Here is a 25,069-nt window from a genome sequence, read left to right as displayed (position 1 = left end):
TTAATACTGTTATATTTTTTAGTAGTGTTACTACTTTTTATAAAGATACTCTTCCTTGAACAGCTCGTCGAAATCGCGCTGAGTTTCAGCATTCCACTCACCACCTTTACTCTCGTACTCCATACGATTTTCATTGTATTTGCTGTTGTACGCGTCTCTCACCTCACTAATCCCACGGCCTGAGTACGTGCTAACAGCTTTGATCGTATTAGCCGTTTCTGGCTTATACTTAGCCTCAACCGCCGTGATGTAAGGCGTAACACTCATCACCGTTAAGTCAGCGTTAGGCTCGGCACGAAGGTAAGACTCGATACCATGCGACCACATTGCAGCAAATTCTGGCGTACTCATAGCCTCAACACTGTAGCGGCCATTAGCCATAAAGCGGTCGGCAAGGATATTAATTTGTGCCTCAAGCCCTTTGATTTGATCAGACTTGTAGCCTTTCATGCTACCAATATAGCCAGCCACAGATGCACCCACATCACCAAGGTACTTACGTGCGTCTTTAAGCGCTTTTGCCTGTGACTCAACATTAGTAGTCGTGGCTTTAGCCGCTGCAACTTGAGCGTTAAGTAGCTCTTTACGCGCTTTAATCACCTTGGCCTTAGCACCCGCCTGCGCCTCATAAATATCAGCTCTATGCTTTTCAATATCATGCGTACTAAAACGCATATCGCCTGTATCCATGTAGTTACGCATTTGCTTTTCGTTGATATTGCCCGTCAAGTAAAGCTCACCAACAACAGCGGCACGCTTGCGTTTAGCCGCGTACTTGTCCTTAATGGCCTGCAACTTTTGCTCAACGTCCTCAACCTGTGCTATTGGCTCTAGGGCGCGATTCACCTTCGGCGGTTCTTCACCTGATTGATCAATCGCAGCCTTAGTCTTGGCTAAGTCCTCAGCGCCCTCTGGCGTGCTTACCTTGTTGCTTGGTGTAACCGTTGCAACATCATCCTTGAACGATGCTCTAGCAGACTCGCCATGCGCCTTTTTACCGAAAGCCTTTTCCAATGCAGCGACACGGCCACTAACACCCGCTAAACGACGAGCGCCCTCTCGCTTAGACTCACTAGCGGCCTCTTGCCCCGCAGCTGAACGGTCAAGGTTCTCTTGCGTAGGTACATCACTATCTGGCGAAACCTGTTTGCCTCGCATAGCGTCTAATAAGCCCTGCTTTTTGAGGTTATCCATGAACTCATTGCGTGAAGCCTCGCGCACGATACCGTTCTCATCAGCTGTAAAACCCGCACGTACATACGCTGCATGATGTTCAGGGTCTACACCGTTTTGCTCCGCTACACGAATACTGTTCGCTGCATGAGCCTGTAGGCGTTCTAAGTCCTCTTCTTTTGCACGAAGGGGCGTACTCGAATTGTCATTCGGGTTCACAGTCAATGGCGCTCGTTGGCCGTCAGACTTGAGTACAGCAAATGACACAGTGCCGTCACCATTACTAGCGATTTCAACATTGCCGCCATCACGCGTTAGCGCTCGATTGAACCTGCTTAGCTCAGCCTGCTCCTGCTCGTCGACCGAAGATACAACATCATCAACATAGCCCTGTCGCGCGTCCTGTAAACGCTGGCGCTCACCCGCAATTCTTTGGCGCTCAGCATCTTTATAGTCGTACTCGCTCATCTGGCGCTCAAACAGAGCACTACTGCGCTCATCTGCCAAACGCTGGCGACGCATGTTCTCCGCGTCTAGGCGCTCTTGCCGATCACGTTGGTACTCTCGTTCCTCGCGTCGCTCCGCATATTGTGCGTACTGGCCTATCGCATTGATAATGGCCGAGCCGTCACGCATTCCATAACCTGCCATATTAACCCCCTATCATTCCGCCTGCCGCGCCACCGATTGACGCACCAGCTGCCGCCCCCATTGGGCCACCAAACACACCACCGATAACACCACCGGCCACTGCACCAACTTGTGACATAAAGCCGCCTTTAGCTGCCTTGTAAGCCGCGTCGCGCTGCTCTTTAGCTTGGTACGCCTGCGACATTGAAGCTGTACCCGATGACTGTAACTGTTCACTAATAGACATAAGCTGCGTACGTGCCGCTTGTTGTTTAACACGTTGATCTTCGTAAGCCTGAGTCATAGTAGCTGAGCGAGAGGCCGCTACCGTTCTGTTTTGGCTACGTGCTAACGCGTTCTGCTGCGAGGCCAACTGTCCACCCATGCTGTACCCTAGTTGGCGGCTAGCCACCTCAGACGTTTTAGCATTAAGGCCAGCGCTTAACTGCCTAGACCTATCAACAATCGACGTACTTTCAGCCTCGTCCAGCAAGTCATTAATAATCGGGAGAGTGTTCTGCTCGTAGTCAGTGATTTGGTTTTGGTACATGCGCTCAAGCTCTGCCTCATAATCAAGCTCCGAAGCAACCGTCGTTTTTGCCTTGTTGATCATGTTATTGACCACCGAAGCAGTAGACGACTGAAATATGCTGCCCATACTGTTCGCATTCCAAGGAAACTTAGAATACTGGGTATCGTTTGTGCTAGTTTCGCTGGTAGCTGTAGCCATTAGTTAAGCGCTCCTAAAATATCCGCGACACTTGCGTTGGCATCATTTCCAGACGTTTTACCTGTGTCACCTTTACCACTCTTGCCTGAATCTTTGCTATACTCGTATGCGTTCACACCCGCGCCAATTAAATCAAAGACCGCCTGTTTTTTCTTGTTGTCTTCAACAAAGTCGCTCATTGAACGTTGTTGGCCTTCTGCACCCATGCTACGAGCCACACGTTCTGTGCTTGACGTATCACGACGAACAATATCGCCCTCTGTATAGTACGAACGGCCACCTTTGCCCGTTGCCGCAATACCAGCCGATTTAACATCGACTCCGCCGTCTACGGTCTTGTATGATCCTTGTCGACGGGACTCTTGCAATCGCTCTTTACTCACTTTCGCGGAATCCGCACCAACACGAGCCATAAGCTGTGAACGATTGTCGCGTCTATTTGAGGCCATGAACGAGTCACGCGTTGCCTCTTTTACTTTTGAGCCTTCATCAAACATTTTTGACGCAAGCTCGACCTGTAGTTTTTCACCTTCAGATGTTTTAGGTTTGTCAGGACTAGACATTAAAGCTCCTTCACATACGTTACAGATTCAACACTAAAACCAACCTGTTCCGCTACCTTCGACCACCCTTTACGTGGGCTTGTAAATGTGAACTTCTTACACCCCAGCTTGCTAAGGTAGTCGGACACACTTGCCATTATTTCAGGCCAATTACCCGCGTGGCCGTTCATTGCTGCGGCACACAATACATGCGCCTTGTCGTCAATCCACTGCGCTATAAAAAACGCGTTATCACCGACTAGATGAAGCGTTGCAGCTCGAACAGTCAGAAGGCGTTTAACCTCCTCCACAGGGTATCCACCAAAACAACGATAGAGCCGTTCGATATACGGCTCTATCACAGGGAACACCATTTCAATATCATCTACTGCAAATGGGTCAGTTACCATGCGAAACCCTTATTGAACCTAACAGAACGCTTTGGCCTACTGCGGTCGTCTCGCGCCTCACGCTTGGCTTTTGCGATACCTTCGCGGAAGTGCGCTTCATAGGTGGCCGCAGCACGTGGGTTTGACCACTCCTTTTCAGGCATAGACAGCAGACGAGCAACAGCGCCACGTCGGATAACGTCGAACCACTTATCACCTAGCGAGTCAGGTACGCTCTCGATATTACGGTTGGGCTGCACAACAACCGACACCTCAAGCGTACCCTTCTCAAAAGCGTCTAAAAGGATTCTATTGCCACTGTGCGCAAAGCACCCTACGCGTGTTGCGGGTGTTAACCGATGGGGTAGCTCACTCACAAGCTTGTAACGCCCATCTCTGTCCTCTGGCTCGAAGTAGGCATACTTGGTAGCAGCGACATACGTTTTATCAGGCATGTTCTCAAGTGGCGCATTGTCCTCTACAAGCTCGATGCGCTCCGTGTGTAGCCATGCCTCGGATGCCCTGAAAAACTCTTGAATAGCGTACCTAACTTGGCGAGCCACCGTTGTATCTAGTGGCTCAGGCACGTCCATTCTGATGCTATCAACCCATTCTTGAACGTTCGCCATGCTACGCCCCTATTGGGTCACGGGTCTTGGCGTTGTCGCTCTCCATGCTTGCTTGAGTATCACCAATCTGCGCCATAAATACGTTGTAGTAGTTTTGTGCCCGAGCCTGCATAGACTCCGACTCAGTGAACTTAGCGAACGCACGGTGCAGAATGTAGTTAGCCACACAAGCCGCATACATCGACGGTAGCGGAAACGCGTCGGTTAGTGACTCAACCTCATCTGGCGTAGTACCTGTAACCATCAACAAGCTACCTGTGCCGTCAGCCGGGGGGTAAACGTAGAACGAACGTGGGTCAGTCAAGCTCACACTGTAGCGAAATACGGTGTCAGTCTTGCTCCCCGCCATCCAATTAGGGTCTTCGTTATCTAGCGTAGAGCGCTCAACGTGACGAACAGCGCGACCTTCCGCACCATCTTTCATGTTACAGATAACCTCAAGCACACGTGACGCACCTAGCGTTGCCACACTCTGCTTTGAGCCAGCCTGTAGTTGGAATGGGCCTGTAGTGCTACACGCCTCTGGGCGAACTCTTGCGACCTCAGCACATGCCTCGTTGAACCATTGGATCAACTCTGGGTCACGCCACTGTACGCCGCCTTCGTCAATGTCTCGTAGAAGGACACGGACGCGATTTGTTAGTATTGTTCCTACGGTTAACATGACAATATGCCTCTATTACTTACCAGCCGCTTTATTCGCTGCGCGTGTTGCAGCTGCCTTCTTCGCAGCTTCACTAGCTTTCGCCTTACGAGCCGCTTCTTCTAGCGCCGCAGCTTGCTCCTCAGCAGCTTTCGCCTCTTCTTTGGCTTGTGCCTCAGCTTTAGCTTTTTCTTCCGCTAGAATCGCTGCCTCGCGCTCCGATTGCAGCTCAATATCTTCTAATGGAACTAGGCCAGAACGGATAGCTGCATCTTCAAGATGCGCTGGAACATCACGAGTTTCACCTGAACGAACAAGTAATACATGACCACCGATTGGTGCTGTCACTCGGATTGTTTGGCGTGTAAAATTTCTAACTTTCATTTATAAATCTCTTGCATTTGAAAGGGAGTGGTCGACTCACTCCCTTGGCCTAACTTAGATAGCGAAGTCGATACGTAAAACACCGTAGTCTTGCTTAACGTTGCGGTCTAAAGACTTCTTAGCGTCCTTAAACTGCATTTTCTTCATACCGAAGATTTTGCCGTAAGCAATACCGTAGTTGTTACCGTAGTCAAAGTGATCGCGCTCATCCCAAGACGCTGTGTCTAGGTCAATGAAGCCTAATGCTTGCGCACCACATAACAGACCCATACAACCATCTACGCTGCCGTCAGCGCCCCATTTAGAGCCGCTATCTGCGCCTAAAGTAGTTGGTACATGGCGGAACTCGTGAATGTGTAGGCCATCAACAATGTATGACTCACCGCCAGCAAATAGCGTGTTGCTATCACCACGAACACCAGCATGGCGCGCGTTCTCTTTGAAGTCTGGGTCTAGCTTCAACGTTGCTAACGCCATTGGGTGTAGGAACAGGTGGTACACTTCTGAACCGCCGTTACCACGGATACCACGAATATAGCGAGTCTTAGCAATTGCTTGCAGGCGCACAATGTGGTCGTAGCCCAGCTTGTCGTCAGCGGTGATCGCAGTCGTATCAGCATCAACAACTTGACCGCCTTTAAGACACATTAAGTGACGCTCAGAAGTCGGTGCTAGACCGCCCGCAGTGTTGAACGCTAAGTCTGAAAGGTTGTCGTCATTCGCACCCTGACCAGGACGTACTCGACCATCGTTAGTTTGCGCGAAATCTAGGCCAGCTAATTGTAGGAACGTCATTTGGTCCATACGGTCTGATAGCCAGTAAGCTAGCTGGTCACGAGCTTGTTCGCGGAAGTTAACAACTGTTTTTTGGTCGTTTAATTTACCAGTGTTTTTAACCGCGTTACGAAGTTGGTCAACCTCAACCTTATCTTGGTGAGCTGTTAGCGTTGCCTCGTTGCCAGTTAATTCGTTGTCACCAACGATACCGTCACCGTGCATATCAGGTACTAATGTCACAATCGCTTCTGTACCGCGCTCTGACTTAGTTAGCTCGGTAATGCGTTGGATCATTGCGTTCTGGCCTGAGCCCATGAACTTTGACACGAACATTTTTTCGCGTGCTTGGTGCCACGTATCACGTGACCATACTTTTTTAGCGTCGTCGTCTAACGCTGAGAAATTAGTCTTTGCCATTTAAAGCATACCCTTCGTTAGTCCCTGAGCCGTTGGCTTTGTCGCGAAACGACTAACAGTGGACTTATTAAATCCAAATGTTTTGAGTCGTCCCGTAACGTGGGTCTATCGAAATGAATGCACGGCATAACTGAGCTGTGGGGCAGGATTGATTAACAAGGCATCACCTTGAATAACAGTAATTATATTTATTACTAATAAATATTTCAACAGTAAAGCTACTAAAAAGATTGATAACTAAAAAGTACTAATTTTCACTTTAAGCATTTATAATATAAAGATAATTTATTTTGGAGGAATTAAATCATGGAACGTTTGAAAATTATTGTAATGATACTTGGTATTTCTATAATTGGAGGATTCTCTATAGAGTTAATCAAGTCTAATTACAGCTCTAGCCCTAAAAAAAATCATCCAGATTATAAAGGCATCTCTATTTCCTCAGAATGGGACCCTATGGCTATTTGTAGAACAGCAAGAAGTGTAATAAAAGATAGATTGGACAACACCAAACAGAAATCAATCTACCACTCGAAATGTGAAGTTATTAAACTTACCGCACCACTATTTGGCCCATATTCACGCTATGAACCTTATGCAACAAAGTGGTCGAATAATGTCGCTGCACGAGTTTTCATCACTAGCTCTGATGGACTTAAGGTAATGGGAATTTCAGAATCCGGTGTACCCACCTCTTGGTTCAAAGAAGAGCAATAAACACCCCATTTAAATAAAGCCGACTTTTACGCCGGCTTTATAAGCTACACTAAAGCCTGTTGTAATGACTCAGACTAAGCTATTTTCCTTTTTCTTGGGAAATAATCATAGAAGTAATAAGTACACAAGTAATACACAGCACACTTACCGTTAACAACCCGAAAATGCCAATATTAACAAAATCAATACTGTGCACTAACGCGGACATGAAAGTACCAACAAACCGTTTCATAATAAAACCTTAATTTATACGTTTAAAATAAAGGCCTGCCAGCGAATACACCATCACAAAAATGTGACTTTTTTGTTGTATTCGCACTTAACGTGTACTAATATGCAATTGAGAATTGACGCATACGTCACTAAAGATTTAACCCTTTGGCGAGGGTTCATCTGTTTAAAGCTTGCAGTTACCATGTAATTGTGAGCTTTTTTCGTTTCCGAAATTCAGACACACACTTATATTATCACATTTTTCAGAAAAGGATTTTTAACTTTTAAAAAATGTGAACTAGGTCTCTAAATCTCTTTAGAATGGCCACTATACAGGCCGATCCCCTGCGATTAAACGCTTTAAAAAATATTTTATTAAAATTGATTAGTAATACTCTTAACATACCCCCACTCCCTGAAAACTAGTCACATAAAAGCCGACATATGTGTCGGCCCCTTGAAAGATAATTGTAAAAAAATATAAACGCATGTTTAAACCACGTAATCACCTCTTGCACGCGCTTTAGCCTCTGCACTAAGACCTGCGAACTCGTCGTCTGACATACGTGAGATATCAATATCAGGTCGGCTATTGCCACCACCTGTACCCGACAACTTGCCACGCTCTTTCTTAGCCGCAGCTAGCTTAGCCTTGGTATTGGTTTTCTTAGTAGGCTTAGCCATATCCGCTTTAGGTTTAGCTGTACGGTCAACTAAATCATTTTCAAGAGCAACTAAGCGAACCGACTTCTTAAGAGCTTCGGCTGGCGTAAGGCCACGCTCAACATACAGGTCACGCATTTCGACAACCTCTTCGATTAGACCTTCGTCCGCCTCGTCGCCAGCACTATCAAGCTCTGGGTACTTTTCAGCTAGTGACTGTGCCGTTTGTTGCAGCTCAGACATTGCACGGTCTTGGTTAAGCTCATTGCGCACACGTTCTGACACCTCTTGCTCAGCCTTAGCCTGTACTGCTTGAGTTTGGCTAGCCATCATTTTGCCGAATAGCTCAAAAGCCTTATCCGTCTCGCCGTCAAGCATAGCCTCCTGCATACCCTCGAACTCTTCGCGGGTGAAGCCTACAGGGTCGGTTTGCTGTTCGCCCTTCGGTTCTTGGCTACCAGCCCCCTTCAAAGCGTCGATTTCCGTACGTAGGTTTTGCACAACAGACTCAAGGTTACGACGTTTCTCGATTTCCTTGTTCAGTCGTTCGAGCGGGACACGTCGGCCTTTAGCGACCTTAGAAGGTTTTTCAGCAGGCTCGTCCTCCTCACCTTCATCACCATCCACATCGTCCTCACCCTCAGACTCAGACTCATCTTCTTCTGACTCGCCGTCATCTTCTTCATCTGCTTCTTCTTCGAGTTCTTCTGCTTCTTCTTCGAGTTCATCTGCTTCCTCGTGCTCGTCCTCAAGCTCATCAACAACATCGTCCGCAGGGGCTTCATCGTCCTCCACGAAGTCACCGCGCTCCTCTGGCGTAGGTGGCGTGTAATCATCAAAGATTGCCGATGTTGCGTTAAGTCCATCAAGGTTACGGTTTGCAGCCATTATTAGTCACCTCTGTTATTATTTTTATTAGTGTTACTGTTATCTTTATTCGACGCATTATACGCCATATCCATAGATTTCATAGCGATTTGGCTAGAAATACGCTTATCATTCATAGCGTTCTGGTTCTGATGGCCTCTAGCCGACAAAGCGATACGAAGTGATAGCTCTTGCTCTTTAGCCACGCGTTCTTGTTCAAGTCGACGTAGTTCCATTTGAGCCTGATTGAAGCCGCTTAATGAGTCGGCCTTAGCCATTTTCTCTTTAGCAGTCGCAAGTGCCACATCAATGTCTGCATCCACTTTTTCAAGCTCTTTGCGCAGCATGTTGATTTGGTGTTGAACCTGCATTTGTTCAAGCGCCGCTTGTTCTTCGCTAGGCTCACCAAAGCCCTGGCTTTCTTTAAGGAACTCTGCGATTTCACTACGCTTAGTAAGGTTCGAGTGCTGAACGATTACATGGTCTGGGATAGCCACACCAATCTCGCGTAAGCGCAGTGCTTCCTCAAACTCTTGGTCGGCCATAGTACCGCCCGAAGGTCTAAAGCTCACTTCAACGTCATAATCACCAACGGTCACGTCATTGATTATGTTTCCGTCCTCGTCCGGCATATTGATACCGACTTCCTCTGTACGCTCCTCGCCATGAAGAATACTACTACCCGTCACTTTGAAGTAGCGAGTCTCACTGTAGAAGTCTTGAACCAGCTCAAGTATCTTACGGCCAACCATTCGACGGGCACGCTTAAGGTTACTCACGATTACCGACACTTGGATTTGACCACGACTTACAGCAGCCTCCTGCGCACGGCCTGATTGGTCAGCGCGAGCCGTACCAAGCATTGACGCGTTAACAGACGAAATCTCACGGATAGTCGCAGCGGCCTTCTGCGAAATACGGTCGATACCTGTTGGTATCTGGTTAGGCTGAATCTTATCTGGTTTCTCGTAGCCACGTTTGTACTGTAGCACTAGGCCAGTTTCAGCACCGCGTTCCTCCAAGTCCTCCGCGTCCATATCAACCAGCGAGTCCTCCTGCACTACCCAACCGCTATTAGCTGTTGTGTTAACGATGTGCAACTCTTGCGAGCTGGTCTTGTTAAGCAGGTTCTGTGGGTCGATTAGGTTATCTACTGGACCGAACGGATTGCCACGGCGGAAGTACGGGAAGAACGGCACGATAGTAAACGAGCGGTAGATTGACCAGTCATCATGCAGCAGAATGTCGTCCGCTGTAACAGTCATTCGCACTCGACGACCTTTGCGTTTTATTAGCTCAAGGCCATACTGCTCTGCGAACGCCTCCATTTCCTCTTTGTCAGTGCCGAAAGGAACTGGGCGCATATTGCCCGTTTTCATATCGACAAAATGGAACTGCTCATCAACTTCAAAGTGCTGGCGCTCGATAACACGAACACGTCGTAGTTGTCGGCTGTCCTTCTCGTCCATCGTTGTCGTGCGGCTTGTGCCACCGAACGTACCTTCAAAGTATTCGAAGTTGTCGTCCGTGTTGTAGCTACTGGTATCAACTAGGCGCTCTAAGCCTTCGACTTTCTCCCAGCCATAGGTAGCGCCAATCTCATCAAGCGTTAACCAGCGTGAGATAAACACCTCGTTCCACGTAGACGGGTCTGCGCTTTTTGCCTCACCATCAGGGACAACATCAATTGGGTCCTCCGACGTGATAGTGACCTCACCCTGTAGATTTTTCTCAAAGCTCATGCGAACATCATAGTACCCACGGCCTGTGATTAGGCCGTCAGCAAATACATCTTCTTCGGTATCGTCGAAGTGCGTTAGCGATAGGATACTGCGGGTAATGGCATTGAGCGCAAACGCTGTCTCCTCATCACCGTAGTCGCGTGGACGGTAGACAACTTCAACTTTACGCTCGAGCTGCTCACCGATAATGGCGTTCACCGTTGATAAGATCATATTAAGCGTTAAGGCTGGTCGGCCTTCGCGGTCTAGACGAGCTTTATCCTCTTCATCCCACTGTTCACCCGCGTAAAAGTTGTTATTACGTACGGCGCGTTTGATAAAGTCCTTATGCTTGGTGTTGTTTGCCTCCTCAAAACGGGTTTGATTATCACGAGCAACAACCTTCGGGTCTCTTTTCTTATTTCTACTCATTCACGGTCCAACCTATCGGTTAGTCGATCAATTGCGTTTGTAAGCGCGGTGAGCGTTGTGTCCAGCTTAGCACTGTCAATCTCAAGAGTGCGGATACTGGTCGCATTCAGCTTTAGTTCCTCCTTGATTGGCAAAATGACTAGCTTATGCCACAAACCAATCACGGCCACAAAGAGCGAGCCTAGCGCGATTATCTGTTTTATAGTTTCAGCGTCCAAGTTCACGACCTGTTGTTATTGTTATTATTATTTTACTGTTATGCAATAATAACAGTAGCACTGTTAATTCTCAATAAACGCTAAGCTGCCATACCACTTTTATGACGGCTCCTAGTGCCTCCGCCAAACTTACGTAATTTATCCTTAAATGACTTCTTAGGTTTAGCCTTCTTCTCGTTACGGATACCGAACAACATAAGCATTTGGCCTATCCACGCCAGCGCATCTACTTGGTCATCATTAGCGCCTAGCGGGAATTTTAGTAGCTCGTTCTGTAGCGAACTCATCCAAGGCGTAGATTCGATGGTAGGGAATATAACCTTGCCCTGTTCCATACGACCCTGTATCGGCCTAGCACGCGTCCCTTTGTCAGCGCCCCGTGTTCTAAGCTTTTCATAGCGTAAACTGGTACCACGTTCTTGCTCGGCCTTCTGAATGAATGGCTCAAGCGTCAGCTCAATCTGCCCTGTTTCGATACCAAACAGCTCAGGGTTGTACTTCGTCTGTATCTCAAACATTCGGTCAATGATACCCAACGAGTTCCAACGGCCACGTATGAGGTCGACAATCCAAATATTCTGCTTACGGTCAATACCGACCACCACAAACACACTGTAGTCCGCCGTTTGTTTTGTAGAGATAGCCAAGTCAGCCGCAGCATACAGACGCATATCCTCCAACGGTGGTAGCTCGCCCATCTTGTAATAGCGGAACATATCACGCGTGAAGAAGTCACCGTCCTCAGACACTGGCCTTTGCTGGTAAAGCGCCTCCCAATCTCGCGGTATCATGGCACGTTTTATACGACGTAGTGCAGGTAACGGGTAGCGATCTTCGTGAAGCGCCTCGCCCTTCTTACGGTACTTTTCGTCCTGTGTCGCAATAGCTGGGTACTCTACTAAGTCCCATTGGTCAACGTCCTCTGGGATAGGTTCGCCCTTCTCCTCAGCCTCTTTTTTGGCTTCCTCGAATACGTTTAGCAGCCAGCCCGCCAAATCGTCATCGTGCCATCGAGTCTGAATTATCAGCACACCGCCCCCTGGTGCAAGACGTGTGTAGAATGCCGACGAGTACCAATCTTTTACCTTCTGGCGCGTAACTTCCGACTCTGCCTCTTCGCGGTTCTTAACTGGATCGTCAATGATACCTAAGTGAGCACCACGACCCGTTATCGGACCACCAACACCCGCCGCAGTAAAGCCACCGCCTTCGGTAGTCATCCACTTTTTAACGCTCTTGGTATCTGGCGATAGGCGTGTTTTGAATGCAGCCTTAAACTTGTCGGTGTCCAGTAAGTCACGGCACTTACGGCTAAAGTCCTCCGCCAAGTCGCCTGAGTACGAACAGGTGATTACCTCATGACTAGGGTTACGGCCTAAGTACCAACTAGGGAATGTTTTAGAGCCAATTTCAGACTTACCGTGTCGCGGTGGCATCGTAATCATCAGCCGTGGCGATAGGCCGTTCTCAATGTCCTGCGCAAACTTTTCCAGCCGCATACAAATATCAGCATGAACCCAGCCGGGCATATAAGCGTCATTGTGGCGTTTGATGAATGGCAACAGCCTACGACGAACCAACTCACGCTCAGCAAGCTCTTTCCTCGCCTCAAGTTCTACGTTAAACGCCTCTAATTCCTCCTCTCGCACGCGTTTAAACTCGTGTTCGATTCGTTCCACTGATTCTTTATTAGACGGCCTTACAAACGTTCCTAGCTGCTTTGCGCAACTTAAGCAGTGTTTTTGGTCATACATTTCAAAATGAGGAACGGTGCGCAAACATTCATGGCAATGCTCAGTCCTCATCACGCGTCACCTTATACTCATCAGGCGACAATTGAATATCTTGCCCCGCCATTTTGAGTAGCTGCTCATCGTCCATCGTTTCCATTTGCGACCGGTTGGTGATATTGACTTCGACTTTCTCAGGTGTTGCTAGGCCATGCAGCTTAACGAGCGAATCCACCGCGCGTATTTCTTCCATCGCTGTAGCCGACTTAGCGTGCGCCTCAAGGTAGAGTGCGGTTGCATCGTCCTTGGTGAACTCGATAGCACCCGCTTGGACAGCAACTTGCCTTTGCATTTCGCGCATGTAAGAGATTGCTAGGTTTATGTCCTCACGTTCAGATAACTCAGCCACCGCTCTTGCTGGGTACTTATAGCCAGCCGCCCTTGCCGCCGCAGAAGGGTTAACCCCCTGCGTACGGCGTTGAACATATGTTTCTTCTTGTGCGGTTAGACGGGCTATGCCGAGCGACGCATAACTCCCGCTAAGCGTTGATAGTGAATATTCCCCCGACATTTACTCACTCCAAACTAACGTGTTGTCTCCAACAAGTTCCCATTGAGCAATATCAATATCGATTGGTTCACGTACAAGGATGCGCACTGAGCTGTAGTCAACACCACCCATGCGACACTCACCGACGTACACAACGTTAGGCGGGTTCTTAAGATTTAGCGTATCCACCGCCGTTCCAGCAAACATACCTAGCGGGATAATGAGTTTAAATTCTTGGGGGTTGCTTCGTGGCGTAACCACGTACTTTGTTTCAAGCTCGCTGGCAGTGTTCATAAGCTCTACAGCGGTGTTACGCAACGATTCAACAAGGGCATTTGCTTTCATTATTATTAGCCTCACTGTTATTTTTTATAATAGTAACACTGTTAGGATTCACCGCAAAAAATTTAGAAAAAAAATATATAGCAAATCGCCCTGTGTTACCCCCGCCCCTGTTCGTTTTTTGTCCTGCGTCGCTTGCCGCGTTTTCTGTGTCAGTGGTTGGTTATTCATATGTATGTGCTTTCTCTCAGAAGGCGCGGTCGGTTCGGATCGAGTTTGATTCGAGTCATTCATAAATCGGGACGTTGAACCTACTTAGGAGTCCCAACAACATAAAAGGTAAACATTATGAAAAACGTACTTATCTCTAACGCAGACACTAAAGGTTTCACAGCTAACGGCCAAGCAGCGCTAAGCATGTCAACCTCAGAGCTAACGAAACAAGCAGTGCTAGCAATAGACGAGCTGTCAACGGTATACGGCCACCGCACGAACTACGTTGTACGCGGTATTGCATGGGCTATTAAGTCAGAGCTAAACAAGATGGTGCGCCAAGCGGACAACACTATCGCAACGTCAATGGCACTGGCAATCAAGGACGCAGACAGCACGAGAATACACAAGATGAGCAGCGCAGTGAGTGGCGTAGCTGATTGGGCTGAGGAGCTATTCAAACAGTACCAAGGCCATGCTCAAGTGCTTAGTACGCTAGGTGACTACGTGTTCGAGCTTCACCCATTCCAACGCGCTATCGAGGCTACATTCGAGGTCAACAACGACCTTGACGATGGGTTCATGGACGATGGCGAGCATAACGACCTTGCAGACCTTGGGTTCTACGAAGAGGACGACGAGGCTGCGCAATGGCTGGCAGACAACGAGCTAGTGCATGATATGCAACAGCACGACCTACGCAAGCAAAAGGTCAACGTAACACAAGCGATGGACAGTGAACGCAAGGTTGTGTACGAGGACGTAACAAAAGAGGAATGGATTGAAGACCGCCTACACAGAACACCTGACGAGTGGACACAAGGCGCTCAATACGGTGCTTGGGCAATCATGAAGCAGCTACGTGGTAAAGCCATTGCGGATAAGAACTACGGGCTTGTGGTTGAACACATCGGTGATATGCCTGAGAAGAGCATCCCATTCGCTACCAAGTGCATGCGCAAGGCCATCGACCTCTCAAACAAAATCGAACGCCTTGAGGGTAGAAAGCAATACGTGCTTGACCAAATCCACAAAATGGATAACACAAGCGAGGAGCTAACAATCGCTGCAATGTCTAACGCAGTGCGCGACGACGAGGTGATAGAGGTTGAAAAGCTACTACGTGAGACACGTATCGTACACGCCTACCTAGAGCACTACGCAACAGAGTTCCGCAAGCTGCTAGACCTTGTAGAGTTAGACACACCAATCCGCGTCTACTCATCATACATGACCTTCGACCCTATCGAGTTCTTAGTGGCTCAGATGGTTAAGAAGGCTGGCTACACAGGGACACGCGTTAGTCCACGCAAGCAAGCTGAGTTCCAAGCCGACGCTTACCGACTGCTGGGCAATCCAACAACAATCGAGTCATTCACGACTGACGACGGTGTTGAGTTCTGGGGTGTTCACTTCACACAAGGTAGCGAGGAGAAATTGGCCGAGGCTGCTAAAGAGATAGGCAAAGTACGCGCAATCCAATACCGCCAAGACGAGTTGGCCGCAAGAGCTGCGAAGCTTGAGAAGCTAACGAAGTCAACAGCAATGCGCAATAAAAAGCCTACTAGCCCGTTAGAGCTAGAGGCTATCACAAACAAATTTCTTTTCTAATATAACTTAGCTAAGAAACTACGAGCAGGGTGAAGCAACACCCTGCTCATTTCTGAAATATAAAAGAGGTAAATAACTATGTCAACCAACACATTATCACTTGATTCATTATTCGACACTGACGACTTATTTGGTAGCGCTGCTGCCTATGAAGCAACACTAAACGCGCTAGACGCACCTGCTGAAACGGAGGAGGAAACGATAGAGAAAATCCGTATACGCGCATACAGCGAGGAGTATTACCAGTGGATAGGCAAACGTATACCTACGCCTGAGAAAAGCCCTGAGATTAACGCTGTGGAAGCGATAGTTGAGTCTGTGACAGGCACTCACTGCAAAGCATGTAACGGGACAGGTCTATACCGCATCCATAAGCACAACAAAGACATTCCATGCGCAAAGTGTGCTGGTAAAGGCAAAGTGACGGCTATTGACGAAGCACGTAGCCGTGCATACGCAGCACGTCGTGCTAAAGGTCTAGCAATGAGCGCAAGTCACACTGACTACTTACACTAATCATTAGTGTGACAGTGAGCCCTGGTCTTTAGCCGCTAACGCCTGACCTTCTCTTCTGACCCCCTACCGAGTGCCCTGCCCTGACAACACTCAGCCCCCGCGCCACATGGCCTAGAAGTATGCTGTTCTGTTATCCCCTACATAGTGAGAAGTGAGGAAGGTGAAGAGATTAGACCTTTTGTGTGAGTAGTGAGAAGTGAGAAGTGAGAAGTGAGGATGTGAGAAGTGAGGATCGTCAAAGGATAAAGGGCGAGCGTCGAATGGCAGAGGACGAATAGCAGATGTTGGTCATCAATCAGATTCCACGGATAAGACGGTTAGGAGAGTTCGATAGCGCAATGTGGACAGGATTGAATTGCGTTCTGTTTGGAGAATGGGCTGATGTTGGGATTAAGGGAGCTTAGATTTCGCTTACAGACGTTCCACTTAACCTCAACGCTTAGTACGCTAGTACAGCCCGCTTCGCTCCTACGCTCGTTCCTCGCTCCGCATGTCCTGCGTCCTGCGTCAAGGTAGATTCCACGACTGACACGAAAGTCCAAGCAAACACCCTTAATCCTGCACATAAGCCGGAGTCGGGTTCCGATGCTGAATTTATTTTTACGGGGGTCTTAGACGACAGAAATTAAGAGGCATCCGAACGACAGAGGCCATTCAACGGGGGGCGCGTGCTACTCATCGACCAGCGAGCGGCGACTAACGCACAACACATAACACTCATCGACCGACCTTTGACGAGCGGCGACTAACACACAACACAAAGCAACCACTACAGACAGGAGAACGAGATGCAACCGATTAACGCTTTACACCGACGACTACTGGCGAGCGGCTATTCGATACTGGACGGGATAGCGCTGAGCTGGCATGCGATTGGCGACTATGGGTTAGCGACCGACCTAGCGCATGAGTTGGGCGACCTTCGACAAGCGGCACGGCTTAAGCAGCAGGTGCTGAATATCACATACCAACTGCGCGAGATTGAGCGCCACTTGCAAACCGACCTACAACGAGCGGCATAGGAGACAGAGCGATGGGCATGAGTACACAGGATATGAGACAGCGAGCGGGTACGGCACGACTGGCGGCAGAGCAACAACGGGCGGCATGGCGACGGGCGATGAACGAGGGACTTCCGGCGAGGGCTAGGCATCACGCGGAGCAGGCCGTGCGATTTGCGAAGGAGTGCAGACAGCTGATGGCGCGGTCGGGTGCTGCATACTGGTAGGCGGTGGCAAAAGTTGGAAAGCGGGTGACAGATAGCGATTAGTTATCAGTGGTTTAGGGATGGCAAAAGTGTCCACCTTTTTAGGCCACCTGTCCACCTTTTTTCAGCGCTGTCCAAGGGGGTTGGACGCTCGAAAGCAGCACCAGCAAAGGCTTTAGGCCAAAGTGTCCATGTTGTCCAACTTTGTCCATACCTCTTATTATATATTTATTATTAATTAATACTTATTAAAGAGTAATAACAAAAAACTTTCTCTCAATGCTAGGTATCCAAATGTTGGACAACATGGACAAGGTGGACAGCCCCCTGTCGGGCGACGATGCTATATTCTCACACATGCGTCCTAACGGGGTGCGGGGGTTAATGAGCACTCACTCAAAATTAAAAATAAGTGTCCACCTTTATTTTCAAACTTGGACACCCCTTTCAGAAAGCTGGACACTTTGTATAAAACGCGAACACAGGTCGTACCTGCGATCAACAACTGACCAGTAACTACTAAATTCTATTCTTTAACGCCCACTGACGGGCAAACACCATAAAACCATAACTTTTGGAGGCTAATATGGAACAAGCACAAACTAACATGCAACGCGTAGAGCACGGCGTAGACTTCACGACACTAAAGACAGCGAACAACGACTATTCGAACGCGGTGTTCATTGACTGTAACTTCGAGGACATGGACTTATCGTTCGCCAACCTCAAAGACTCATCATTCATCAACTGTAACTTTAAGGGGGCTGACTTATCCTTTGCCACAGTGCAAGCGGCCACCTTCCGTCACTCAGACCTAACAGGTGTTAACGTTTACGCCGCGTGTATGTTCAGCGCGAACCTTGAGTCATCAACGTTTGACCCAAGCGATGTGAAGTCTGTTGACCTACGAGCAGCGAGGCTACCTGCTAACTATTACGTGCTAGACCGCGCGTTACCAAATGGCGAGCCAATCACCGCCCTGTTGACACCGACCACGCTGCGAGTGAACGAAGAGATTGCGGTGCACAGCGTATGGGAAGAGCTAGTTGACGAGCACCCTGACGAGAACTATCGCAAGGAAGTGAAAGCCTTGTTAACCTTCGCTCGCACATTACGCGCACCGTCTGTCGCAGAGCCAGTAGCACTTGAGGAGGCGGCATGAGCACAACAGCCTTTCGTCGAACAAGACAGTACCAACAGCCCTACTTTGATGTTGGTCAGTACAAGTTTCAAATCAGAGGCGCATCATTGAATGGCGCAGGCGATCCAGCGATTAACATGCAGGTCATAGAGTCATTCGATGGCCGTCGAGTTGGCGTGTACTACTACCGTAACTTTCACCTTACTGCAGCAACGACCCCTAAGTCGAGAGCCTTATGGGAGAGAAAATTGGACATGCTACTTGGGGCTTTAGGCATCCGAGACCTGTCCGATTTAGGCGAGCTTGTCGGGCGTACAGTATTAGTAGAGTTCACGAAATCGGGCTTAGAGCCCCTACCTAACTTCTTACCGCCAGACAGAGCTGTTCCCTTGTATACCAACGAGTTGCAAGCAGCTTAAACCACTTTGTTTTTAACAGTAACACTGTTGACATACATTAGCAGTGTTTATATTATGCGGCCACTTTTTTAAGCGGAGTCACTATGAAATCAAGATACTACCGTCGCGTCGAGCAACGACTTACGCGCACCGTTTTGTCGTGCGCCGCAATAGTAGTATTACTGTTAACCAGCGCGTTAGCATTTGCTACTAAATACTAATAACCACCCTTTAAACACGAGCAAAACAAAAGGACGAACCAATGAAATACATGATAGAGAACCTTGTAGCTATAGCGAAAATCAAGAACGCGATGGAGAAGCACGAGAGCGACCCTAAAATGCTTGAGAAGATGCCGATTTATGTACCACTCACGACAATACTAATGGACGATGCGCACACAATGGACCGCCGAGCGAAAGTGTTAGCATCGACCCTAACGAGCTTTGTTGCGGAGACAGCGCCAGCCTACAAAGACTTCAAGCCAGAGCAAGCAAAAGACGCTATTTCGGGCGCATTTGACGAAGCAATCAACATTATCAGCCAGCTAAGAGACCGTATTGAAGATGACGAAGGCTTCAAAGCGGTTGTGCTGCGCAACTATGAGAACGACTACAAGGATATTGCCGACGAGCCAGAAGATGATGAAGGCGCGACCTTCAAGAAGGTTGACGAGAACCACCCATTACACGCCATATTCGGGCAATTAATCAAAGAAATTGAAAAAGCAGAGCGTGATGCCAACGCTGTTCGCCCTCTGCATTAGAGTACAAGACACGGAGTACCAGTCATGTTTGGAAACAAAGACCAACTAACCAAATTAGAAGAAGCAATCAGTGAACTACAAGGCCAAGTGCGCGCGTTAGCGCGTAACACGAACAAGGCCCACAACCGCATTGACCAAGCCAACCTACGCACAGCGAACATCGAGCACTACACCGGTATGCGTTCGCATAGCTTCGAGAAAGGTGGCCGTATGTGGGATTACATGCAAATCCACAAAGACATAGCCAGTGGCACACGCCCTAAGTCACTGTTCGTTACTAAACATCGTATGGCGCAAGCAGCATGACACAGTTGAGCAAATACCAGCATACAGCCAAACGGATACTTGAACTTGAGCCTTTTGAGGTGGATATGGTTTGCTTCTCAAATATATCCAATCACACAAGCCTAGAGAATTTAAGACAAAGAGCCAACGAATGCGGGACAACATTCTGTATAGCTGGACGGCTAGCGCACATTGATGGTTTCCCACAGGAGTTTTGGTGTGAAGATCATTTTGACTTCACAGGATACTCGACCGAACTATGTGGAAAGGGTCTCATGAGCGAAGAATGGGACTTCCTGTTTAGCATGAATTGGCCTGACAGCCTGATAGAGGCAAAAAAGCGCGCAGCCTACGTTCTTAAGCACGATGCTTCCCCTTGTACTAGCGAGTGGGAAGATAAATGGGGCTATGGGAAAAAATGAGCTACGACTACCAAGTATTAAAGCAACATATGGGAGCATTTTAAATGTCACGACTTTCAAATTACACATTAGAGTCACACGACGTAGAGCGCCTCGAAATGGCAATCGACCTTTCAAGCATTGTTCAAGATGCCGTGGAAGATGGCAACGACATTAGCGAAATCTTACGTGATGTGAGCGACGACAACCAAATGGAGTACGTTGTTGACTTCATCGAAAGCAATGTTGACGACCAAAGCCTTTACGCCATGTTTAACGAGCGCACTCAATCGCACGTGACTCGCCGCTTTGTAACCACCCTATCGAACTGTATCACTGACGATGAGGACGAATCAGAGCAGCAGCGCCAAGCCAACCGCAAAGCACGTATTGATGGGCTGACATTGGGGCTTGAAATGATAACCGAAGAGTTAGCCAATATCCGCGACTCTCAAGACTCAACACATGCCGAGCGCTTGAAGGCGCATGACAAACTAAAGGCCATTCAATCTGCCATTGGCGTTTTAGAATCACTTTAATTAACAGTAACACTAATAATCTAGCGAGTAGTGAGTAGCGCACTACTCACCCTCTAACCAACACAGGTATTTGACCATGAAAAAACTAAAGCTGGGCTTACGCCTTAACGCCTATAACCGTCGCAAGATAGCACTTGCCGTTGTTAACGCGCAGATAGGCGGACGCATCGAAAGCCTTAACCGAGAGCTGGCTGAACTAGGCCGTGACGTGTATGCCGCCCTATTCGATATGTATGGCATAGGTAACTTGTGCGCTGACGGTGAAGACGTATCAACCATTATGGACGGTACACTGCCTGTTGCCCCGCACATCACGGTTACTAGTGCGGACAAGGCTGACATTATGAACTTAGACTTTGGTGGCGAGAAACCAATTCCTTACTGTTACCAAATCGGTAACGTGAACGACACGCTGTTTAAAGACCTGCCAATGTTTGAGGAGCGCATCATGGGCTTATTCCCTAAGAGCGCTCTTGTTAAGCAGCAGGCCGAAGAAATCGAGCTTAAGATGGTCAAATACCTTGAGACGCATAAGACGCTTCGTACAGCTGTTGAAGAAACGCCAGGGCTCGCTGAAATTATCCCGGACGAATACTGCGAGGAGCAAAAAGAAGGTAAGTCATTAGACAGTATCCTACAAGGTGAAGTGGCATGAGCTGCTTCACCCAAGACGACAAGCTAGCGTTGAACGTCATTAAAAAGGCGTTCGACCTAGACATAATCGTGTTCCTTGATTGGGAGACATTCTACAAGTCAAAAGCGAACAATGGCTCTAAATCATTTAGCTTGAAGTCGTTAACCTACCCTGAGTACATCTACGACCCACGCTTTCATGAAACAGGCTTAGGGCTGGTTATCGACCTAGACGAGTACATTGACTACGGCCATGGCGGTGCGTTCTACAATGCACAGATGCAGAAGTTGAAAGACGCACGCGCTGATGGTTTACGTATTGGCCTTGTCGCGCATAACACGGTATTTGACGGTGCAATTTGTAACTGGCGTTATGGGTTAGAGTTCGACTTTTACTTCGACACAATGCTGATGCGTAAGTACCTAGCGGCACATAGACCGAGCAGTCTAAATGCGTGTGCAAAGGACGAATGGCCTGATGACCCAGCCCTTCGTAAAGGTAACGACTTAGCGGACGTTGACGGTATCAAGTACGAGTACATTAGCGAGGAGCAGCACGCATCCCTTGCTAAGTATTGTCGTCAAGACGTTAACCTAATGCGCCGTTTGTTCTTGGCCTACATACCACGTATTGGCCTAGCGAACAGCACTGAGTTACGTGCAATGCACATCACGCTACGTGGCGCTATCGAGCCGCAGTTTGACATTCGCCACGACTTGCTTGAGGAAGTTATCAAGGAAGAGAACATCAAAGATGGCGAGGCGGTTGTTGAGGCTATCCGTTTTTGTGCGGAGCATGACATATCGGGCATTACACCTAAAACGTTCAGCTCGAACCCTCAGTACGAGGTGCTACTAAGGCACTTCGACCTACGCGTTCCTAAGAAGATTTCTAAGACGACTGGCCTGTTAACCCCTGCCCTTGGTAAAGGCGACCCTGAGTACATTCGCCTACAGATAGATAACCCTGAGTACGCGGTGCTATACAAAGCCCGTGAGCGTATGAAGTCGACTATTGCCAAGAGCCGTGCAGAGCGAATGATTAGCGTGTCGTCTACCTTCCGTAAACACGGGTTCACCGACGCATGTATGCCGTTCTTCCTTAACTACTACGGTGCGGGTCAGACAGGCCGCTGGTCGGGTGGGCAAAAGCTTAACCAACAAAATAACACCCGTGGCGGTAAACACCGCTTGTCGATGTTAGCCCCTGACGGCTATCAGATTGGCGTATGTGACCTATCTAACATTGAGCTGCGTGTGAACTTATGGTTCTGCGGCCAAGAGGACTTGTTAGAGAACTTCCGCAACGACCCGAACTTCGACCTATACAGCGACATTGCGACGGACATATTTGGCTATACGGTTAAGAAGAAAACGCACCCTGACGAGCGCCAAATGGGTAAGGCTGCTGCCCTTGGTCTTGGCTTCTCAATGGGTTGGTTTGGCTTCCAGCAGTACCTTGCGAGTGGTCCGCTTGGCATGGAACCGATGTTCAAAGACGATGAGTTTTGTCGCAACGTAAAGAATGCGTATGACGTTAAGCACTACGCGATTAAAGCGATGTGGCACTTCTTGGCGAACACAGTCATGCCGGTGATTGTGAACGGTGGCGAGCTGCGCTTTGGACCGAACGACCTATACGTTGCACGTAAAGACCAAGTAGTTCTGCCGTCTGGCCGCGTTCTGCAGTATAGCAACGCGCGTTATAAGGGCGAAGAAACACAGTCGGGTGTCTCGATGAAGGTTGTATTCGACTCTGACAAGTACGACCTCTGGGGCAAGCCTATTCCAAAATACCTATGGCATGGCCTGCTTATCGAGAACATTTCGCAAGCGACGGCGCGTGACATTCTGGCCGAGCAGCTTGTGAACGTAGACCGAGAGCTAGATGAGAAGTATCTAGGCTGGGTAATGGGTAGCGTTCACGATGAGCTACTTGCCGCCTTGAAAGAAGGCAAAGAGGACGAAGCGTTTTCAATCATGGAGCGCAATATGTCCAAAGCCCCTGAATGGGCCATCGGGCTACCGCTAGCGAATGAAGGCGGTTACGCCAAAGAATATTCTAAGTAACAACTTGAAACCGCAAGGCGTGGGTTTCCCCTACTTACCTGCGCCTTTTTCACAGAACACATAACAGAGAGACAGAAAATGACAGTACAAGCCATAGCAGACAGCGCAACTAAGATACTTGAGGACATCGTAGCTGTTGCAGAAGCGCACAACAAAACTGTAGACGAATTTAACGAAGCGGTTGACCACATTGAGGCACTACAGGCACAGGTGGACGACATGCAGGCTGTCATTAACGAAAAGAATCGCCTGCTTAACAAGCAGAGTGAAGTGATCGACAAAGCTATCGAGCACAAAGAAAAAGATCGCGCTGAGATTCAGCAGTTACGTGCTGAGCTAAAACTATTGCAGCGCCTTGACCCTAAACGCCTTGAGAAAGTGAACAAGACTCAGAAGGCGAAAATTGCTGAACTTAAAGCTGACGTTGAGGCGGCTAGAAAGCAGAAGGTTGAGGCAATGAAGAAAGCGACCGAGCTGAGCCGTACGCTGAAAGCTGAGGGCTTTATGCCTTTCTACCAAGACCCTGAAACGGGCAATAGCATTCGCGTCATCCCGCACATGTACGTGAGCAAGGACAACGAATACAACGGAGTACCTGATACGCCTGTACTCGAATTCCACCATAAAGCGCGTGGGATCACACGACAAGGCGTACTGTTGAAAACAGGTGAAATCAATTGGGCCATGGCTCAAAACTCATCACCTACTGAAATAGATTCACAAATAGCGAAAGACCACATTATGGACTACTGCAAGCGCAATAAAGTGGCAACGAAATTCATCAAAGACATTAAGAAGGCGGCGTAACAATGGCTAAACCAAATAACTTTGCAAAGACTAAACCTACGGTAGTGCTACTGGTGCTACCCGACGATGAACCTAAAGTGCTTAAAGACGACAATAACGAGGTGATGGTGTTTCCTAACCTACGTAAAGCGCAGAAGCACGTAGCGAACAAGATTGAGCCTGAGTTCCACCCTTTCATTGAGTATGCCAACGAAAAGCCTGTGATGGGGGCTGGCGACCGAGAGGAGACTAACAATCGCCGTTGTTTGAAGTGCAACACATTCCTACGCCCTAGCTACCGTCAAACGAAGTCTGTAATGCCTGATGGCTCAGAGCTTGCGGTTACGGAGCTGGACTGCCCAAAATGTGACTTAGGTGAATAACCATGAACAATCATCAAGAATTTACGAGTGTAACGGCAGACGGCCTGTCATTCATTGGTGTAACGAACCCGACACTTTACGAAGGCTTTGACCCTAAGCTAACACCATCCGACCTTGTTGAGTACGCAGGACTTATCCCACAACTACTTTGTAATGGTGATGAGCATAGCACATTCAAGCAGAACGTAGACGACAACTACGCTTACGGCCATCAATGGGGGAATCGAGTAACAATTGATGAGGACGGTATGTACCACTACCCCGAAGATGAGCCTCTAGCCCCTATTATAATGATACTTAATCCACGTACGGGACAGCGAGCCTTTGTCTATCCGTACGCCCTAGTTGCTATTCAAGATGAAGGAAAATGGATTACAACCCGACTGGACTAACTATTAGAATGCAGCGGAGTT

General features: G+C 48.4%; 27 protein-coding genes. 14 read left to right on the top strand and 13 right to left on the bottom strand.

Features of this window, described 5'->3' with window-relative positions:
• Positions 1–30 precede the first annotated feature (30 nt).
• The 8 genes from PESP_RS07845 to PESP_RS07810 all read right to left on the bottom strand — a co-directional run bounded on the left by PESP_RS07845 (position 31) and on the right by PESP_RS07810 (position 6,314).
• Positions 31–1,824, bottom strand: a complete 1,794-nt coding sequence (locus PESP_RS07845; protein WP_089347534.1) for a hypothetical protein — start codon at positions 1,822–1,824, stop codon at positions 31–33.
• 1 nt (position 1,825) lies between these two features.
• On the bottom strand, positions 1,826–2,533 hold the full coding sequence (locus PESP_RS07840; protein WP_089347533.1) for a hypothetical protein: 708 nt from the start codon (positions 2,531–2,533) through the stop codon (positions 1,826–1,828).
• The gene (locus PESP_RS07835) at positions 2,533–3,096 is read right to left on the bottom strand and encodes a hypothetical protein (protein WP_089347532.1); all 564 of its coding nucleotides are present in this window, start codon (positions 3,094–3,096) and stop codon (positions 2,533–2,535) included. Before PESP_RS07835 ends, PESP_RS07840 begins: the two co-directional genes overlap by 1 nt.
• Positions 3,096–3,485 (bottom strand): hypothetical protein, encoded by a 390-nt coding sequence (locus tag PESP_RS07830; RefSeq protein ID WP_089347531.1) that lies wholly within the window; start codon positions 3,483–3,485, stop codon positions 3,096–3,098. The genes PESP_RS07835 and PESP_RS07830 overlap by 1 nt, the downstream gene beginning before the upstream one ends.
• On the bottom strand, positions 3,479–3,841 hold the full coding sequence (locus PESP_RS20385; RefSeq protein WP_125939508.1) for a hypothetical protein: 363 nt from the start codon (positions 3,839–3,841) through the stop codon (positions 3,479–3,481). Before PESP_RS20385 ends, PESP_RS07830 begins: the two co-directional genes overlap by 7 nt.
• Positions 3,842–4,094: 253 nt before the next feature.
• A complete protein-coding gene (locus tag PESP_RS07820; RefSeq protein ID WP_089347529.1) occupies positions 4,095–4,757 on the bottom strand; it encodes a phage adaptor protein in 663 nt (220 codons plus the stop codon).
• A gap of 15 nt (positions 4,758–4,772) precedes the next feature.
• Complete coding sequence (locus PESP_RS07815; RefSeq protein WP_125939507.1) at positions 4,773–5,084, bottom strand: hypothetical protein; 312 nt, start codon at positions 5,082–5,084, stop codon at positions 4,773–4,775.
• A gap of 90 nt (positions 5,085–5,174) precedes the next feature.
• A complete protein-coding gene (locus tag PESP_RS07810) occupies positions 5,175–6,314 on the bottom strand; it encodes a N4-gp56 family major capsid protein (RefSeq protein ID WP_089347527.1) in 1,140 nt (379 codons plus the stop codon).
• 306 nt (positions 6,315–6,620) lie between these two features.
• Between PESP_RS07810 and PESP_RS07805 the strand changes: the two genes are divergently transcribed.
• The gene (locus tag PESP_RS07805; protein WP_089347526.1) at positions 6,621–7,031 is read left to right on the top strand and encodes a hypothetical protein; all 411 of its coding nucleotides are present in this window, start codon (positions 6,621–6,623) and stop codon (positions 7,029–7,031) included.
• A 705-nt stretch (positions 7,032–7,736) separates the two neighbouring features.
• Here the strand turns inward: PESP_RS07805 and PESP_RS07800 are convergent.
• The 5 genes from PESP_RS07800 to PESP_RS07775 all read right to left on the bottom strand — a co-directional run bounded on the left by PESP_RS07800 (position 7,737) and on the right by PESP_RS07775 (position 13,785).
• Positions 7,737–8,795 (bottom strand): hypothetical protein, encoded by a 1,059-nt coding sequence (locus tag PESP_RS07800; RefSeq protein WP_089347525.1) that lies wholly within the window; start codon positions 8,793–8,795, stop codon positions 7,737–7,739.
• 2 nt (positions 8,796–8,797) lie between these two features.
• Positions 8,798–10,927 (bottom strand): portal protein, encoded by a 2,130-nt coding sequence (locus tag PESP_RS07795; protein WP_089347524.1) that lies wholly within the window; start codon positions 10,925–10,927, stop codon positions 8,798–8,800.
• Between the two features lie 298 nt (positions 10,928–11,225).
• Positions 11,226–12,824 (bottom strand): phage terminase large subunit, encoded by a 1,599-nt coding sequence (gene terL / locus PESP_RS07785; protein WP_164504412.1) that lies wholly within the window; start codon positions 12,822–12,824, stop codon positions 11,226–11,228.
• Between the two features lie 115 nt (positions 12,825–12,939).
• Positions 12,940–13,446, bottom strand: coding sequence for a hypothetical protein (locus PESP_RS07780; protein WP_089347522.1), 507 nt, complete (start codon positions 13,444–13,446; stop codon positions 12,940–12,942).
• On the bottom strand, positions 13,447–13,785 hold the full coding sequence (locus PESP_RS07775; RefSeq protein ID WP_125939506.1) for a hypothetical protein: 339 nt from the start codon (positions 13,783–13,785) through the stop codon (positions 13,447–13,449).
• Between the two features lie 270 nt (positions 13,786–14,055).
• Between PESP_RS07775 and PESP_RS07770 the strand changes: the two genes are divergently transcribed.
• The 13 genes from PESP_RS07770 to PESP_RS07700 all read left to right on the top strand — a co-directional run bounded on the left by PESP_RS07770 (position 14,056) and on the right by PESP_RS07700 (position 25,048).
• Positions 14,056–15,531, top strand: coding sequence for a hypothetical protein (locus PESP_RS07770; RefSeq protein WP_089347520.1), 1,476 nt, complete (start codon positions 14,056–14,058; stop codon positions 15,529–15,531).
• A 78-nt stretch (positions 15,532–15,609) separates the two neighbouring features.
• A complete protein-coding gene (locus tag PESP_RS07765) occupies positions 15,610–16,047 on the top strand; it encodes a hypothetical protein (RefSeq protein WP_089347519.1) in 438 nt (145 codons plus the stop codon).
• Positions 16,048–17,840: 1,793 nt separating this feature from the next.
• The gene (locus PESP_RS07750) at positions 17,841–18,416 is read left to right on the top strand and encodes a pentapeptide repeat-containing protein (protein ID WP_089347516.1); all 576 of its coding nucleotides are present in this window, start codon (positions 17,841–17,843) and stop codon (positions 18,414–18,416) included.
• Positions 18,413–18,814 (top strand): hypothetical protein, encoded by a 402-nt coding sequence (locus PESP_RS07745; protein WP_089347515.1) that lies wholly within the window; start codon positions 18,413–18,415, stop codon positions 18,812–18,814. The genes PESP_RS07750 and PESP_RS07745 overlap by 4 nt, the downstream gene beginning before the upstream one ends.
• A gap of 382 nt (positions 18,815–19,196) precedes the next feature.
• Entirely contained in the window at positions 19,197–19,559 is a 363-nt protein-coding gene (locus PESP_RS07740) for a hypothetical protein (RefSeq protein ID WP_125939505.1), read from the top strand.
• A 24-nt stretch (positions 19,560–19,583) separates the two neighbouring features.
• On the top strand, positions 19,584–19,865 hold the full coding sequence (locus PESP_RS07735) for a hypothetical protein (RefSeq protein ID WP_089347513.1): 282 nt from the start codon (positions 19,584–19,586) through the stop codon (positions 19,863–19,865).
• On the top strand, positions 19,862–20,266 hold the full coding sequence (locus PESP_RS07730; protein WP_089347512.1) for a hypothetical protein: 405 nt from the start codon (positions 19,862–19,864) through the stop codon (positions 20,264–20,266). Before PESP_RS07735 ends, PESP_RS07730 begins: the two co-directional genes overlap by 4 nt.
• 44 nt (positions 20,267–20,310) lie before the next feature.
• Positions 20,311–20,784: a hypothetical protein gene (locus PESP_RS07725; RefSeq protein ID WP_089347511.1), complete on the top strand. Its 474-nt coding sequence runs from the start codon at positions 20,311–20,313 to the stop codon at positions 20,782–20,784.
• Positions 20,785–20,860: 76 nt separating this feature from the next.
• Positions 20,861–21,439, top strand: a complete 579-nt coding sequence (locus PESP_RS07720) for a hypothetical protein (protein ID WP_089347510.1) — start codon at positions 20,861–20,863, stop codon at positions 21,437–21,439.
• Complete coding sequence (locus PESP_RS07715; RefSeq protein WP_089347509.1) at positions 21,436–23,487, top strand: DNA polymerase; 2,052 nt, start codon at positions 21,436–21,438, stop codon at positions 23,485–23,487. The genes PESP_RS07720 and PESP_RS07715 overlap by 4 nt, the downstream gene beginning before the upstream one ends.
• Before the next feature lie 78 nt (positions 23,488–23,565).
• Complete coding sequence (locus tag PESP_RS07710) at positions 23,566–24,294, top strand: hypothetical protein (RefSeq protein WP_089347508.1); 729 nt, start codon at positions 23,566–23,568, stop codon at positions 24,292–24,294.
• 2 nt (positions 24,295–24,296) lie between these two features.
• Complete coding sequence (locus tag PESP_RS07705) at positions 24,297–24,656, top strand: hypothetical protein (RefSeq protein WP_089347507.1); 360 nt, start codon at positions 24,297–24,299, stop codon at positions 24,654–24,656.
• 2 nt (positions 24,657–24,658) lie between these two features.
• Entirely contained in the window at positions 24,659–25,048 is a 390-nt protein-coding gene (locus PESP_RS07700; protein ID WP_089347506.1) for a hypothetical protein, read from the top strand.
• Positions 25,049–25,069: the final 21 nt, after the last annotated feature.

The sequence above is a fragment of the Pseudoalteromonas espejiana DSM 9414 genome, from assembly GCF_002221525.1.
GTDB classification, from domain to species: Bacteria; Pseudomonadota; Gammaproteobacteria; order Enterobacterales; family Alteromonadaceae; genus Pseudoalteromonas; species Pseudoalteromonas espejiana.
The sequence above is the reverse complement of the archived record's forward strand: the minus strand, read 5'-3'. Positions and strand labels throughout refer to the sequence as shown.

What these genes read in the sequence shown, in the direction of transcription:
- PESP_RS07780 (WP_089347522.1), bottom strand. Translation starts at nt 13,446, where the DNA reads ATGTCGGGGGAATATTCACTATCAACGCTTAGCGGGAGTTATGCGTCG.
- PESP_RS07800 (WP_089347525.1), bottom strand. Translation starts at nt 8,795, where the DNA reads ATGGCTGCAAACCGTAACCTTGATGGACTTAACGCAACATCGGCAATC.
- PESP_RS07810 (WP_089347527.1), bottom strand. Translation starts at nt 6,314, where the DNA reads ATGGCAAAGACTAATTTCTCAGCGTTAGACGACGACGCTAAAAAAGTA.
- PESP_RS07715 (WP_089347509.1), top strand. Translation starts at nt 21,436, where the DNA reads ATGAGCTGCTTCACCCAAGACGACAAGCTAGCGTTGAACGTCATTAAA.
- PESP_RS07805 (WP_089347526.1), top strand. Translation starts at nt 6,621, where the DNA reads ATGGAACGTTTGAAAATTATTGTAATGATACTTGGTATTTCTATAATT.
- PESP_RS07700 (WP_089347506.1), top strand. Translation starts at nt 24,659, where the DNA reads ATGAACAATCATCAAGAATTTACGAGTGTAACGGCAGACGGCCTGTCA.
- PESP_RS07725 (WP_089347511.1), top strand. Translation starts at nt 20,311, where the DNA reads ATGTCACGACTTTCAAATTACACATTAGAGTCACACGACGTAGAGCGC.
- PESP_RS07840 (WP_089347533.1), bottom strand. Translation starts at nt 2,533, where the DNA reads ATGGCTACAGCTACCAGCGAAACTAGCACAAACGATACCCAGTATTCT.
- PESP_RS07835 (WP_089347532.1), bottom strand. Translation starts at nt 3,096, where the DNA reads ATGTCTAGTCCTGACAAACCTAAAACATCTGAAGGTGAAAAACTACAG.
- PESP_RS07830 (WP_089347531.1), bottom strand. Translation starts at nt 3,485, where the DNA reads ATGGTAACTGACCCATTTGCAGTAGATGATATTGAAATGGTGTTCCCT.
- PESP_RS07740 (WP_125939505.1), top strand. Translation starts at nt 19,197, where the DNA reads ATGGACCGCCGAGCGAAAGTGTTAGCATCGACCCTAACGAGCTTTGTT.
- PESP_RS07745 (WP_089347515.1), top strand. Translation starts at nt 18,413, where the DNA reads ATGAGCACAACAGCCTTTCGTCGAACAAGACAGTACCAACAGCCCTAC.
- PESP_RS07820 (WP_089347529.1), bottom strand. Translation starts at nt 4,757, where the DNA reads ATGTTAACCGTAGGAACAATACTAACAAATCGCGTCCGTGTCCTTCTA.
- PESP_RS07845 (WP_089347534.1), bottom strand. Translation starts at nt 1,824, where the DNA reads ATGGCAGGTTATGGAATGCGTGACGGCTCGGCCATTATCAATGCGATA.
- PESP_RS07765 (WP_089347519.1), top strand. Translation starts at nt 15,610, where the DNA reads ATGTCAACCAACACATTATCACTTGATTCATTATTCGACACTGACGAC.
- PESP_RS07730 (WP_089347512.1), top strand. Translation starts at nt 19,862, where the DNA reads ATGACACAGTTGAGCAAATACCAGCATACAGCCAAACGGATACTTGAA.
- PESP_RS07770 (WP_089347520.1), top strand. Translation starts at nt 14,056, where the DNA reads ATGAAAAACGTACTTATCTCTAACGCAGACACTAAAGGTTTCACAGCT.
- PESP_RS07720 (WP_089347510.1), top strand. Translation starts at nt 20,861, where the DNA reads ATGAAAAAACTAAAGCTGGGCTTACGCCTTAACGCCTATAACCGTCGC.
- PESP_RS07735 (WP_089347513.1), top strand. Translation starts at nt 19,584, where the DNA reads ATGTTTGGAAACAAAGACCAACTAACCAAATTAGAAGAAGCAATCAGT.
- PESP_RS07750 (WP_089347516.1), top strand. Translation starts at nt 17,841, where the DNA reads ATGGAACAAGCACAAACTAACATGCAACGCGTAGAGCACGGCGTAGAC.
- PESP_RS07705 (WP_089347507.1), top strand. Translation starts at nt 24,297, where the DNA reads ATGGCTAAACCAAATAACTTTGCAAAGACTAAACCTACGGTAGTGCTA.
- PESP_RS07710 (WP_089347508.1), top strand. Translation starts at nt 23,566, where the DNA reads ATGACAGTACAAGCCATAGCAGACAGCGCAACTAAGATACTTGAGGAC.
- PESP_RS07795 (WP_089347524.1), bottom strand. Translation starts at nt 10,927, where the DNA reads ATGAGTAGAAATAAGAAAAGAGACCCGAAGGTTGTTGCTCGTGATAAT.